The 12,290-nt window shown below is 63.9% G+C and carries 15 protein-coding genes and 1 pseudogene; 12 read left to right on the top strand and 4 right to left on the bottom strand.

What is annotated here, in order from left to right:
- Positions 1–3: 3 nt before the first annotated feature.
- Both ACQZF9_RS12350 and ACQZF9_RS12345 read right to left on the bottom strand, forming a co-directional pair.
- Complete coding sequence (locus tag ACQZF9_RS12350; RefSeq protein ID WP_428313421.1) at positions 4–741, bottom strand: S24 family peptidase; 738 nt, start codon at positions 739–741, stop codon at positions 4–6.
- Positions 742–765: 24 nt separating this feature from the next.
- Positions 766–870: pseudogene (locus tag ACQZF9_RS12345) on the bottom strand (helix-turn-helix domain-containing protein); the annotation flags it as partial.
- 83 nt (positions 871–953) lie between these two features.
- On the opposite strand from ACQZF9_RS12345, the gene ACQZF9_RS12340 reads away from it, so the two are divergent.
- On the top strand, positions 954–1,217 hold the full coding sequence (locus tag ACQZF9_RS12340; RefSeq protein WP_428309274.1) for a Cro/CI family transcriptional regulator: 264 nt from the start codon (positions 954–956) through the stop codon (positions 1,215–1,217).
- Positions 1,218–1,423: 206 nt separating this feature from the next.
- On the opposite strand, the gene ACQZF9_RS12335 is transcribed toward ACQZF9_RS12340, so the two are convergent.
- Positions 1,424–1,669: a hypothetical protein gene (locus ACQZF9_RS12335; protein ID WP_428309273.1), complete on the bottom strand. Its 246-nt coding sequence runs from the start codon at positions 1,667–1,669 to the stop codon at positions 1,424–1,426.
- A 282-nt stretch (positions 1,670–1,951) separates the two neighbouring features.
- On the opposite strand from ACQZF9_RS12335, the gene ACQZF9_RS12330 reads away from it, so the two are divergent.
- From ACQZF9_RS12330 to ACQZF9_RS12290, 9 genes are all read left to right on the top strand, one after another.
- Positions 1,952–2,539, top strand: coding sequence for a hypothetical protein (locus ACQZF9_RS12330; protein WP_428309272.1), 588 nt, complete (start codon positions 1,952–1,954; stop codon positions 2,537–2,539).
- A gap of 2 nt (positions 2,540–2,541) precedes the next feature.
- A complete protein-coding gene (locus ACQZF9_RS12325; protein WP_428309271.1) occupies positions 2,542–2,718 on the top strand; it encodes a hypothetical protein in 177 nt (58 codons plus the stop codon).
- Positions 2,715–2,942: a hypothetical protein gene (locus ACQZF9_RS12320; RefSeq protein WP_428309270.1), complete on the top strand. Its 228-nt coding sequence runs from the start codon at positions 2,715–2,717 to the stop codon at positions 2,940–2,942. The genes ACQZF9_RS12325 and ACQZF9_RS12320 overlap by 4 nt, the downstream gene beginning before the upstream one ends.
- The gene (locus tag ACQZF9_RS12315) at positions 2,936–3,166 is read left to right on the top strand and encodes a hypothetical protein (RefSeq protein WP_428309269.1); all 231 of its coding nucleotides are present in this window, start codon (positions 2,936–2,938) and stop codon (positions 3,164–3,166) included. The genes ACQZF9_RS12320 and ACQZF9_RS12315 overlap by 7 nt, the downstream gene beginning before the upstream one ends.
- On the top strand, positions 3,163–3,615 hold the full coding sequence (locus ACQZF9_RS12310; RefSeq protein ID WP_428309268.1) for a hypothetical protein: 453 nt from the start codon (positions 3,163–3,165) through the stop codon (positions 3,613–3,615). Before ACQZF9_RS12315 ends, ACQZF9_RS12310 begins: the two co-directional genes overlap by 4 nt.
- A complete protein-coding gene (locus ACQZF9_RS12305; RefSeq protein WP_428309267.1) occupies positions 3,612–5,837 on the top strand; it encodes a VapE domain-containing protein in 2,226 nt (741 codons plus the stop codon). The genes ACQZF9_RS12310 and ACQZF9_RS12305 overlap by 4 nt, the downstream gene beginning before the upstream one ends.
- 469 nt (positions 5,838–6,306) lie before the next feature.
- The gene (locus tag ACQZF9_RS12300; RefSeq protein ID WP_428309266.1) at positions 6,307–7,020 is read left to right on the top strand and encodes a hypothetical protein; all 714 of its coding nucleotides are present in this window, start codon (positions 6,307–6,309) and stop codon (positions 7,018–7,020) included.
- Positions 7,013–9,142 (top strand): terminase gpA endonuclease subunit, encoded by a 2,130-nt coding sequence (locus ACQZF9_RS12295; protein ID WP_428309265.1) that lies wholly within the window; start codon positions 7,013–7,015, stop codon positions 9,140–9,142. The genes ACQZF9_RS12300 and ACQZF9_RS12295 overlap by 8 nt, the downstream gene beginning before the upstream one ends.
- Positions 9,143–9,170: 28 nt before the next feature.
- Complete coding sequence (locus ACQZF9_RS12290; protein WP_428309264.1) at positions 9,171–9,440, top strand: helix-turn-helix domain-containing protein; 270 nt, start codon at positions 9,171–9,173, stop codon at positions 9,438–9,440.
- A gap of 14 nt (positions 9,441–9,454) precedes the next feature.
- On the opposite strand, the gene ACQZF9_RS12285 is transcribed toward ACQZF9_RS12290, so the two are convergent.
- Positions 9,455–9,946 carry a hypothetical protein gene (locus tag ACQZF9_RS12285; protein WP_428309263.1) on the bottom strand — a complete coding sequence of 164 codons (492 nt, stop codon included), beginning with the start codon at positions 9,944–9,946 and terminating at the stop codon, positions 9,455–9,457.
- A gap of 125 nt (positions 9,947–10,071) precedes the next feature.
- On the opposite strand from ACQZF9_RS12285, the gene ACQZF9_RS12280 reads away from it, so the two are divergent.
- Both ACQZF9_RS12280 and ACQZF9_RS12275 read left to right on the top strand, forming a co-directional pair.
- Complete coding sequence (locus tag ACQZF9_RS12280) at positions 10,072–10,641, top strand: hypothetical protein (RefSeq protein ID WP_428309262.1); 570 nt, start codon at positions 10,072–10,074, stop codon at positions 10,639–10,641.
- Entirely contained in the window at positions 10,641–12,290 is a 1,650-nt protein-coding gene (locus tag ACQZF9_RS12275; protein ID WP_428309261.1) for a phage portal protein, read from the top strand. The genes ACQZF9_RS12280 and ACQZF9_RS12275 overlap by 1 nt, the downstream gene beginning before the upstream one ends.

Here is a 12,290-nt window from a genome sequence, read left to right as displayed (position 1 = left end):
TGCTTACAAATTCTTCGCATTCCAAACCAAAAGAACACGGCCACGCACGAAAAAATCTCGACCCATTGCCTCGCGCGGGATCTTCTCCGGGTAGGGGTGCTCTTCCTTGTTGTCCGAGATCATCAGCAGCGAACCGTCTGTGATCATTCGCTGCATGCGTTTGACGTAGAGCTCCTGACCCCGCTCGAGGACGTAGACGCCTTCCCGATCGATGAGATCCACGCCTATATCGACCAGCAGCGGATCGCCATCGTTAAACGTCGGCCGCATCGAAGTGCCATAGGCGGTCAGGATTCGCAGATTTTCAGGCGAAGAGATCGGCCCGCGAACCTGCCGGCGCAGCTCGGCCCAGCTGACTCGCATTAATCGAACGACGTCGATGTGCTCTTGTATTGCAGCGCCGTAGCCCATCGATGCTTGTGCGCTTATCTGGGGGAGGAGCAATACGTCGCCTCTCAGCTGTTTTCCCGAGCTCAGCGCTCGCTGTTCGCCGACGCTTAGTTCGCCCTCGTACTGGCCGGGCTCGTCGACGTCTTCGGCCCCTGATACAACGGAATCGCCAGATCCTGCCCACGGCGAGATCAGGGCCGACTTGAGATGGTTGGTGGGGTAGTCCTCGACCAACAGCACGTCGTTCTCGACGCGATAGGCGCCGCCGGAGATCGGTGTGAGGCTGCCCGTCATCAGCCAGCTCTCAGCAACCCAAAGCGCGCCACCGATCGCCTTAATGTCGGCCAGCATCGGTTCCCGCGTGCCCTGTTCATAGTTGCCAATTCGGCTGGCCGAATTCCAGCCGCATGAGGCTGCCAGGGCTTCTTGGGAAAGCCCGCGGAGTTTCCGGGCTTTGCGAATGCGCTCACCTAAGGTCATACGACGATGATTGCACGCAGTGTGTTGAACGTCTCGCACGTTGCGTGTTGCTAGATAACCACGTTTCGTGTAGTTTTTGCCGAATGGATAGCCCACTCGACAAAGCCATCAACGCCGCCGGCGGTGCCGCTGCCTTGGCTCGCTACCTCGACGTAGCCCCATCTGCCGTGACCAATTGGCGCCTCCGTAAGCAAGTGCCGGCCGAGCGGTGTAGGGCGATCGAGGCCGCGACTCAGGGCGCGGTCACTCGATATGCCCTGCGGCCAGATGTGTTTGGGTCGGCTCCGGCTGACGTTTTCTCTGTGGAAGATTTCCAAAGCCAGGAACCGCAGCAGGCGGGTGCCTGACGTGCGCGACCCCGATCCCGCAGAGGTTGTCCAGGCGAACTGGCTGGAGCAGGTCGGCGGCATGGCCCCGCCGATCAAGGTGTGGATAGATGAGGACGGACGCGAGACTGTTGACGGTCGCGGCTGTGACCCGGCCGAGGTCGGCCGCCTTCTCGGCTTGTTGCGCGATGCGCGCCCTGCTGCGTGGCGCCTTTCGGAGACCGCGTTCAGCCTTCTGGCAGCCAGTGTTTCGCCCGCTCTATCAGGTCCTTCGCGGCGGCAACGAAAGCCTGCTCTACCGCGGTCCTCGCTGCGCTTTCGGGCTGTTTTGCGAGCGGCCCGAGGTAGTGAACTAGCAACCCGTGGTGGATGTGGTCCAGCGGGCGGTTCTCGGTGACGCTCAGGTTCGCCAGGAGGCGTGCTGTGACGTCCTTCAGGAGCATGAGCTCCGCTTCTATCTGCAGTTTTTCCATGCTGGTCTCCGGTTTGGTGTGCGTTGGTTCGTTTGGCGACGGCCAGCGTACCAAACCGGAGACTGGCTCCCTTTTTTGCACCGCGCACCTGGCTACGATCAAGCACGGTCAACCGGACTTCGTTCGGCCCCGGCCCGATCACCGCAATGCATCTGGTGATGTGCATTCCCCGCTCCCTGTAGCTGCAGCCTATTGGGGCGGCGCCGACGTTCTCCCCCCTGTGCGGCGCCGCCTTTCTTTTTTGCAGCCTACGCAGCGGCACGCGGTGGCGGTATGAGGAGTTTGGATCAGGAAACGCGGCCGGAGACGATCGCGCGCTGGACGATCCTGATGATGCAGGAGACGCGCATCACCTGGCCGGTGTTCGCCACCAATGTGATCGCGCGCTATTACGCGCGCACTCCTAAGCCTGCCAGGCGTATCGAGTTCAAGACCGTTGGCGAGGTGTTCGCCGTGGCCAAGGTCAACGGTACGCGCCTGGAGCGCATGGTCAAGCCAGGCGCGAGCTCGCACCTCTGGTCGGAGCTCGAGGAGTCGTGGGTCATGGAGCTCCCTGGCCGCTACTACATCGGCTGCCGGCGCGATCTCGCGCGCCGCTATGACTTGCTCGACGTGCAACTGCCGTCGTCGGCGCCCAATTCGGATCCGGGCCTGTGGGCCGCGTTAAGCCGCTCGTTCGCCAGCTCGATCGAGGCGGTGGTGCCGGTGCTTGCCGACCATGTGATCAACGAAAAGGACGAGCGGCATCTGCCCGGCGCCATCGAAGTCATCACGCAACACATAGCGGCCGCGGAAGGACTCCGGGCCCGAATGATCGAAGAGCTGGCCGCGCTGGATAGCGCAGGCAAAGCCGCAGAGCGGGGGAGTTGATCATGGATATCGGTCGGCGGTGGCATAGCGCCATCGCGTGGGCGCTCGCGCACGCACTCGACACAGCGAGCCGTCGCGTCGATGCGGACGCGGCGCGCCTGGCGCGTGATCGCAAGCGGCTGGAGCGAATCGCGGTGGCGTATCGCCGTCGTGCGCTCAAGGCGCAGCGCTACGCATGAGCCGCGAGGACGTAGCGCTCGATCAGCAGGTCGCCGAGCACGAAGCGCTGCAGCAGTTCCTGATCGAGCGTGCCACGCGGCCGGTGCCGGCGTCAGCGCGCACGGTTTGCGCGTGTGGCGAAGAGATCGACCCGCGGCGGCGTAAGGCAATGCCGGGCTGCGGCACGTGCATTCGCTGCCAGCGCATGCTCGACGGCGCTAGCGTGAGGCGCAGCAGATGGTGACGCTCTGCCAGATCCTGCGGCGCGTCTGTCGCAGCTTTGCGGCGGCCTGGGCGATGACGAATGCCGACATCGCGCGCATGCACGCGCGCGAATGCCTGCGCGAGGCGATCAGGTTCAAGGATCGTGGCGAGTATGCGCAGGCGTGGCACGCAATCGAGGCCGCGCGGCATCTTGCCGACGACGCCGACGCGCTGGAAAGGCGCGCCGAGGCGATGCGCAAATGACGATCTTGCAACTGCAACCCGGTGAAGTCGTCCCACGTGGAACACCGCTGCCGAGCGGCCTTATCCAGTGGAAAACGCCGCAGGATCGCGCCGCGTTTCTCGACGTTTACTGTGCCGAGCGGCTGGAGTGCCGCATCCACGCAATGGTGTGCCATGGCGATTGGGGCGTGCGTAACGAGCGCTTGCAAGGCATCGGCCGCAAGGTCGGCAAGGAACTCGCCGACAAGCTGCGCGGCCTGGTCGAGGATCGCATCGCAGAGCTTGAGCGTCGCTGCGTTGCGCTGGATAGCGATGTCGATCGCGCCACGCTGCTCGCCACTATTTCTGCCGCCTATACACCGGAGTTTGCGCGCGAGCTGCGCTCGGTGGTCTGGGCGACGATCCAGCGACAAAAAATGGCCGACGCCCAGCCGGAGCTGGAGCTCGCGCATGAGGACGATCCGTTTTGACTGACGAGAGCTTAGACCCCGTCAACGATGCGCTGCGCGAGATGCAGGCCTTTGGCCTGCTGATCGACCGGATCGACTTCGGCCCGCCCAAGAACGGCAAGGCGCATCGCGTCGACGTGGAGGGCCAAAAAAAGGGCAAGAGGGCCGGCTGGTACATCTGCCATGAGATCCGGCTCAACGACGGCCGTACGATCGTTGTCGGCAGCTATGGCATCTGGCAGGGCACGTCAGAGCGCAATGCGCAGCGTCTGAAGCTACGCGGTGCGAAGCTCGACGACTCGGCCCGCAAGCTGGTCAAGGAACGGCAGCAGGAGCTGTCGCGCCAGGCCGAGCTCGCCGAGGTGGAATTGCTGGTCGGTGTCCAGCAGCGCGCGAAAGGCATCTGGGACAAGCTGCCCGGCCTGATAACGACTGAGTATCTCAAGCGTAAGGGCGTGCGCGCTTATGGCCTGCGCGCGGGCCGCGATGGCACGGTGGTGATTCCGCTCCGCAACGCTGCAGGCTTGATGACGCAGCTGCAGTTCATCAGCGCCGATGGCGGCAAGAAATTCCTCACTGGCCCTGGCAAAAAAGGCTCTTATCACCTGATCGGCGAGGTGACCGACGAGCACCCGCTGGTGTTCGCGGAGGGCTACGCGACGGGCGCCTCGATCCATGAGGCAACGGGCTGGCCGGTGGTCGTGTGCTTTGACGGCGGCAACGTGGCTACGGTGGCCAAGGCGCTGCGCGTTGTGTATCCGTCGGCGCGTTTCATCTTCGCCGGCGACGAGGATCACGAAAAGAAAGAAAACGCCGGCCGACGCGTCGCCACCGAATGCGCTAAGCGGTTCAGCGCCAAGGCTGTGCTGCCGTCGTTCAAGGAACCAGGCGGCCGCACCGACTTTAACGATCTGCACGCTGAACAGGGCATTGAAGCCGTGCGGCAGCAGATGCTGGCGGCGTGGACGCCGTTGGTGCAGGCCGCGTCTGCAGGCTCGGACGATGCGCCGTGGGCGCGGCAGCTGGTCTGGGGCGACAAGGGCCTCAAGGTCATGCCGTACAACGTCATGCTGGTGCTCGAGAACCATCCGGAGTGGAAAGGCCTGTTCGCCCTGGACGAATTCTCGAAACGAGTGGTCAAGCGTCGCAATGCGCCTTATGGCGCGGAGGCCGGCGAGCTGAGCGATGCGGACGAGATCGAGATTGCGGCGTGGTTCGGCCGTCGTAATACCTACGGTGCGGCGATCCCGACGATGATTGCGCGCGAGGCGTGTATTGCGCTCGCACGACGCAGCAAATTCCATCCGGTGCGTGAGTATCTCGACAGCCTGGAGTGGGATGGTATCGAGCGCATCGCGGAGTTTTTTCCGGATTTCTGCAAGAGCGCGCGCGACGATGTCACTGCATGCTTTGCGCTCAATTTCTTCATCAGCGCAGTGGCTCGCGTGCGCCAGCCGGGATGCAAGGCTGACTTAATGCTGGTTCTCGAAGGCGAGCAGGGCACGCACAAGTCGTCGCTGCTCAACGCGCTGTGCAGCGATGCCTGGTTCGCGGACTTGGGCACCTCGCCCAGCGACAAAGACTTCTACGTGATCATTCAGGGCCGCTGGATCGTCGAGATCGGCGAGCTCAGCAGCTTTGCCAAGTCGGAGTCGTCGCATATCAAGCGCGCGGTATCGGCGCGCATAGACCGCTTTCGCTCGCCCTATGGGCGCAACGCGGAGGACTTCCCACGCGAGTGCGTGTTCGCCGGCACCGTCAACAACATGGAGTGGAACCGCGACGAGACCGGCGGCCGGCGCTACATGCCGATCTGGGTCGACACGATCATTGACATTGCCGGCGTACGCAAGGTGCGCGACCAGCTATGGGCAGAGGCCGTGTACCGCTATGACCAGGGCGAGAGCTGGTGGAAGTTGCCGCCTGGCGCAGCCGAGGAGCAGGAGGCCCGGTACACGGAGGATATCTGGGCAGAGAAGCTCTACCTATGGCTGCAGGGCAAGGACAAGCCTGCGCGCTACAAGGGAGGCAAGCCGGCCAAGGTCGACGTGACGACGGCCAGCCAGATCCTGTTCTGGGCGTTCGATGTCGAGCACAAGAAACAGGACAAGGCGCAGCAGACGCGCATCGGCATTCTCATGCGCCGGCTCAAGTGGCAGCGCGCGCTCAAGCGCATCGGCGGCACGCGTATCTGGCAGTACACGCGCCCAGCCGGTGCCGATACGGAGGAGGCAGCCGAATGAATGTCACCACCTCTGTCACCACGTTGTCACCACCTTGTCATCACCTCAAAACGCCGCTAGGACGGGCATTGTCACCACCGTCACCACCTCCCTCGCATGCGCATGCACACGTGAGGCGGGCGGGCGTGCACACACGCACCCGCCCGCGTGTGTGTGTGTATGGGGGTGATGAGGTGGTGACGGTGGTGACAGTGGTGACAAGCCCTGTTGCAGCAGCGTTTCCAGCCGTGACCACCTGCCGTCACCACCTCGGAGGTGGTGACGGTCGGGCAAAACGCAGGGGCCGGGCAGGGGGCACCCCCTCCCCCCTCCTCAACGGGTCCTTCCCAGCGGTTTCGGGATACGGGTACGAAGAGCCCCCTTTTTTTCCTACCCGTGAAATTCACAGGACTGGTTCACAGGGTCGGGCTGTGATGCACCGAATGGGGGCGTGAACGTGGCCGGAAACCTCCTCACAGGCCGTGAATTGGTGGGCGAACTGGCCCGTCTGCAGGTTGGCAGCTGGGGACCGGAGGCGGTCCGCAAGTGGATCGCTGAGGAGCCGCCTTGCCCGATCGCGCAGCCGGCCCTCAACGGCGCGCCGCATCGGTATCAGATCGAGGACGTGTTGGCCTGGCTGCGGCTTCGTGGCCAGCGCGAGCTCGCCAAGGGCTTCGTTCCGGCTGACGGCGTCAGCCTGGTGGATCGCGTAGACCAGGCCTTGAAAATTCGCGCGCGACCACCCGGCGGAGCCGACACCCAAAACGCGCAGGGCGACGCGGAGCCGCAGTCGCTGTTCGATCAACCGGCTGCAGCCGAGCCGGCGACGCGAGTTTCGCCGGCGAAACCGGAGCGAATGACGCCGACGGAGATTGAAGGCTGCACCGACGTGGAGATGCTGCTCAACATCATCATGGACCGCGTCGCGCCGCAGGACTGGCGCGCGACGGAGCAGGCACTAGCAGCGCGCACTGAGCGTCTGGTTGCCGAGGGTAAGCTGGTGCCGGTGGCCGATCTGCGCCGCGCCGTCGAGGCGATCGTGATGCTGGTGCGCGCAGCCCTAGAGCAGCTCGGGCCGTTGATCGCGTCGCGAATCTCCGACGGCGCGACCTACAACGAGCGATTGGCTGCGGGCCAGCGTGTCGGCAACGAGCTGCTGGAGCGGCTCGCCAACAAGCCGATTCAGGGTGCAGGCAATGGGTGACTTCTTTGTGCTGCCGGCGCTTACGGCGCTGCTCTTGCAGCTCAGCGACCTTGCGCGTAGCGCCTGGCAGCAGACGCGCCTGCTCTTCGCGCCTGCCGAGCGGCTGACCTGCGTCGAGTGGTCGGAGACATACCGCGAGGTCGCGGGCGGCTTTAAGCAAGGCAAGTTCAGCTTTTACGATCAGCCCGTGTTCAAGGCGATTGTCCGCGCGTACGACGATCCGGCCGTCGAGGAGGTTTGCTGCCAGAAGCCGACGCAGATCGGTTGGACTGCCGGCGTCGTGCTCAACGTCCTGGGCTTCCATATCCATCAGGATCCTTGCGCGATCGTCGCGGTGTTTGCGCAGGAAAAATCGGTGAAGAAATTCGTAGCCGAAAAGCTAGATCCGACAATCAAAAGAACGAAGGTGCTGGCGGAGCGTGTCCCGATCGAATCGCGGAACGCTGAGAACACCATTTTTCACAAGGGCTTTCCATTGGGTTACATCGCGCTCGGCGGCGCGAATAGCCCGGCCAACATCAAGTCCACCGATGCGAGGGTGGGTATCGTCGAGGAGCCCGACGACGTCAGTAAGGACGTCAAAAACCAGGGCGACGCCATTGCGCTGACCAAGGCGCGCACGAAGGGCTCGCCCAACCGCAAGCATCTGATCGGAGGATCCCCGACGCTCGACGAGGCCAGCAACATCGCCGAGGAAATGCTTAAGAGCGACCAGCGGCGTCTCTACGTCGCATGCTGGCATTGCGAGCACCTGCAGACACTCCGCTGGTCGCAGGTCAAATGGCGCGACGATGCTGACCAGCACCATCCGGTGTACGGCCGCGCCCGGCCCGAAACCGCGCGATATCACTGTGAGGCCTGCGCCGACGAAACGACGGGCAAAGGTCTGTGGACCGACGCGCAGAAAGAAACCGCGATCCGTGAAGCATGCGCCGCCGAGGAGGCTGAGCCGGGCTCGCGCTGGAAGGCTCACGCACCGTTTTCCGGCATCGCGGGCTTTTACTTGAACGAGCTGTATAGCGTCTTTGCGACCGCTCGCATGGAGGCTCTGGTTCGCACGCGGCTTGTCGCCGAGCTCGCCGACTCGCGCGGCGACGACGGCAAGATGAAAGAGTTTGTGAATGGCACGGAGGGCGAGGTCTACCGCCGTAAGAATTCCGAGATGCCGGACCTGGACACGCTCAAACAGCGCCAGGAGCCGGAGAACTACGCGGAGTGGACCGTACCCGCCGATGGCCTGGTCGCTGAGCTGGCCGTCGACGTGCAGCGCGGCGGTGCCACCAGCGGCGAGTCTCGCCTGGAATATCGCGCGCGAGTGTGGGGCCGCGATCGGGAAAGCTGGCTCACTTCGGTGGGCATCCTTGTCGGCAACGTGTTGGAGGAGCCTGTCTGGGAGCAGCTCGACCGCACGATCCAGACGCCTATCAAAAACTTGGGCGGTGGCACCGTGTATATCGGCGCCGTGTCGATCGATGCCGGCGACGGTATGACAGCAGACGCGGTGCTGGCGTACATCCGCAGTCGCAAGCGCAAGTTCCCGAACGTCAAATTCTCGCCTGTTAAAGGCGCGCCTGAAAGCGCTCGGATGCGCGAGGTTTATACGCCGCCATCGCCATCGGTCGACGTGGCTGCAAACGACAAAGCAAGCAAGTACGGCCTGCGGCTGTACATCGTCGGCACTGGCCGGGCTAAAGATTGGATCTTCGTTCACCTCAAGCTCGGCGCGGATCGCGGGCGCGGCCGTATGCACACCTATGCCGGCGTGCCGGAGATTTACTGGGAACACATGACCAGTGAAGTGCTGGTGCCGGGCAAGGGCGGTCGCATGGTTTACAAACGCCGCGCCGGCAAGGCCAATCACTGGCTCGACTGCGAGGTGTACGGCCTGCACGGAAGCCTGCGCCTTCGCGTGCACACGATGAGCGCGGCCGAATGGGCGATGACAGAGGCCCTGGTGCGCCAGCGCAACCTCGACCTGGCGCCGGTGCTAGCGGATCCGGATCCGGCTATTGCGCCGCCAGCGTTGTTCCCTGTGGCGGAGCCACCAACAGCGGAGCCCGTCGATGCCAACAATTTTTTACTCGAGCTGCAGAAGCTGAGGCGGAAAAATGCACGCGCCTAAGAAAGTCGTTTTCGTAACGATCAGATCCTTGCGTGAACTTACCGCGGCCGACGTGGACTTGATCGAGCGAAAGCTTGCCGATGCCTTGGGCGGCGCGCAATACGCGCTGCAACTGCTCGAGCTCGACGGCGGCAGGCGCTACATCGGCGCGCGGCCCGACAAGCGCCAGCGGATCGATGCTATCGCGGCAATCCCTCAGCTGACAGAGGCGCAGGTTGCCGAGCAGTTAGGCATGTCGCCTCGGCAAGTGCGTCGATATCGTGCTCTGTTGAAAGTATTGTCCGGAGAGGCCCGGTGATGTGCGGCCCGGCATCATCGGGTAACGATCACTTCAACCCTCTGGTCGTCGTGAACGGCGACTCTCTTGGCGACGAATCCGCCCTGTTGTGCGAGGCCGGACGTGTAAGCGTTGGGGGCTTCCCAGATTATCCTGGTGACGACGAAATACTCGCCTGCGGGGACGCCATCGAACGTGAACCTGCCATCTGCATCGGCAATCGTTTTGCGCAAGTACGGCTCCAGGCGCGGGTCGTAGGCTTCCAAAAGCACGTTGCGCTGATACGCATCTTCGTACCACTGCAGACTGTACGAGGTCACGGGATTCAGCAGAACATCGCTACCTGCTGCGGTTTTGACGTCGCCTCCGCGAGTTCTGAGAAACCCTTGGCCGGAAATTACACCGGTGCCGATGCGGGGCAGGGCCAGATACTCGGCTTCGGGGAACGCAATGCGTTTAAGTGGAGCAGGCGGAACGGGCGCGCACGCCGATAGCAGGCTGGCTGCGAGGACGATGTGGGCTTTCACGGAAGCTCCCTCTCTAAGAACGCTGTGAGCTTGCCTTCACCGCTGTACGGGCGCAACTTCCGCAAGGAAGGGGGGGACATTTTGGGGGTAGATATGTCCCCCCTCTCCTGATTGATATTCTCGGCGTGAGCACCACGCCTGAGCCGACTTCCATCATTGCCGGCGACTCCGTCTCTTGGACGAAGTCGCTTTCGTCGTATGCGCCGGCGGATGGCTGGGCCCTGCAGTATCGGCTTGCGCCGCGCAATGGCGGTACCGCCATTGCTGTCGGTGCGACGGCGGCGGGCGCTGACTTTGTGGTCGCGGTCGCGGCGAACGCCTCGGCCGCCTGGGCTCCCGGCGAGTACACGCTCACTGGCGCCGTCATCAAAGGCAGTCAACGTGCGATCGTTTATCAGGGCGAGTTGCAGCTACTGCCGGATCCGATGGCGCAGACCGCGGCCGACGGCCGCAGCATGGCGGAACGCATCGTCACCGCGATCGATAGCTGGCTCGTGAGCAAGGATAGTTTCGCCGGCGAAACTCAGTTGGCCAACATTCACGGCGCCGACCGCATCCGCGATGTCGAGCCGGAACAGCTGATCAAGCTGCGTAGCTACTATGCAGCGCAGGCGCTCTCCGACCAGGCCGCGCGTCGCCTGGCGCAGGGCCTGGGCGAGGGCGGCACTCCGGGCCGCGTTGTGGTGCGGATGTAATGGGCATCTTCGATCGCTTCCGCCGGCAGCCAGAAGTGCCTGCGCGCGTCGCGCCGCTGGCTGATGTTGCCACCGTTGCCGCGCTCGATCGCCAGCTGGCAGAGATCCTGGACGCCGCTGCAGCGCGCACGCTGACGCAGTTCCGCGCGTTCGAGGCCGCAGAGACGCCGCACTACCTCGAGAGTTGGACCGGCGCCGCCGGCGGCATCAATCAGGACCTCGAGCGCGCGTTGCCGATGTTGCGCAAGCGCTCGCGCGACCTGGCACGGAACAACGACTGGGCTCGCCGGTTCCTCTTTGCGCTGCGCAACAACGTGCTGGGCGCCAGCGGTGTCCGACTGCAGATGCAGTTCGCCAAGCGCAGCGGCGATCCGAACGAGACCGTCAATGCGTTGGTCGAGGCCGGCTGGAAGGCCTGGGGCAAGCGCGGTGTCTGCGAGGTCTCTCGCAAACTCAGCTGGCAGGACTTGGAGCGCGTCGCGCTCGAGACGCTCGCTCGCGACGGCGAGATCCTGATCCGCAAGCGTCGCGGTCTGGGCCCGCACGGTTTCCAGCTGCAGTGCCTCAACCCCGATGTGCTCGACATCGGGAAGAACTACGCCGGCCCCGGCAACCGCATCGTCATGGGCGTCGAGATCGACGACAACGGCGCGCCGGCCGCCTACTGGCTCCGAGCCGCGCTGGCAGGCAATCCCACGGATGCGAATTCGCTGATTAGCCAGCGTTCGGTTCGTGTACCGGCGAGCGACATCATCCACATTTTCATCGCCGAGGAATTCGATCAGGTTCGCGGCTATCCCTGGCTGTCTTGCGGTGCGCGTCGTCTGCGCCTGGTCAAAGACTACGAAGAGGCGGCCGCGGTGGCCGCTTCCAATGCTGCCAAGCGCGCCGGCTTTTTCATCAGCCCGACGGGCGAGGCGCCGCCGGGCTTTGCCGACACCATCGTGTCGGCTGCGCTCGAAGCCGCGAAGGCCTCCGGACGCACGCTGTCGGCGCAGGAGATCTCCGCGATCACGTCGGCCGCGGCCAAGTATTCGACCACCGTCGCCGGCCAGTTCGACACGCTGCCGCACGGCTATGACTTCAAGCCGTTTGAGTCAAAGCACCCGCACCAAAACCACGGCGAGTACGTCAAGGAATGCCTGCGCGGCTTTACGGCTGGCCAAGGCATCAGCTACGTCACCGGCGGAAACAATCTCGAGGCCGTCAATTATTCGAGCGCGCAGGTCGGCATCCTTGATGAGCGCGAGACGTTCCGCTGCCTGCAGGCCTATCTCGCCTCGATGCTGCACGAAGTCGTGTTCGCGGAGTGGCTGCAGCAGGCGATGCTGTACTACGCGAAGTTCGCGCAACTCAATCCGGCCTGGCTCGACGACCTGATAGAGGCGGCTGTGTGGCAGGGCCGCCGCTGGCCGCCGCTGGATCCGCTCAAAGCCGCGAACGCGAACACGCTCAATTTGGCCAACCGGACCACCAGCCGGCGCCGAATCATGATCGCCAACGGCGACGACCCCGACGAAGTCGAGGCCGAGCTCGCGAAGGAACCGCCGACCCCGGCCCTCGCCTCTAGCGGCGATCCCGACGATGACGGCGACGACGACAACGGCAGCAAACCCAAGCGGCACCTCTATCTCTACAAGGCCCAGTGA

The organism is Hydrocarboniphaga sp. (genome assembly GCF_965279055.1).
GTDB lineage: Bacteria > Pseudomonadota > Gammaproteobacteria > Nevskiales > Nevskiaceae > Hydrocarboniphaga.
This window is presented reverse-complemented; position numbering and strand designations above follow the sequence as displayed.

Bases quoted from the DNA above. Each gene is read 5' to 3' on its own strand.
- ACQZF9_RS12350 (WP_428313421.1), bottom strand. From the start codon at position 741: ATGCTGGCCGACATTAAGGCGATCGGTGGCGCGCTTTGGGTTGCTGAG.
- ACQZF9_RS12295 (WP_428309265.1), top strand. From the start codon at position 7,013: ATGGGTGACTTCTTTGTGCTGCCGGCGCTTACGGCGCTGCTCTTGCAG.
- ACQZF9_RS12320 (WP_428309270.1), top strand. From the start codon at position 2,715: ATGAGCCGCGAGGACGTAGCGCTCGATCAGCAGGTCGCCGAGCACGAA.
- ACQZF9_RS12315 (WP_428309269.1), top strand. From the start codon at position 2,936: ATGGTGACGCTCTGCCAGATCCTGCGGCGCGTCTGTCGCAGCTTTGCG.
- ACQZF9_RS12335 (WP_428309273.1), bottom strand. From the start codon at position 1,669: ATGGAAAAACTGCAGATAGAAGCGGAGCTCATGCTCCTGAAGGACGTC.
- ACQZF9_RS12310 (WP_428309268.1), top strand. From the start codon at position 3,163: ATGACGATCTTGCAACTGCAACCCGGTGAAGTCGTCCCACGTGGAACA.
- ACQZF9_RS12275 (WP_428309261.1), top strand. From the start codon at position 10,641: ATGGGCATCTTCGATCGCTTCCGCCGGCAGCCAGAAGTGCCTGCGCGC.
- ACQZF9_RS12340 (WP_428309274.1), top strand. From the start codon at position 954: ATGGATAGCCCACTCGACAAAGCCATCAACGCCGCCGGCGGTGCCGCT.
- ACQZF9_RS12325 (WP_428309271.1), top strand. From the start codon at position 2,542: ATGGATATCGGTCGGCGGTGGCATAGCGCCATCGCGTGGGCGCTCGCG.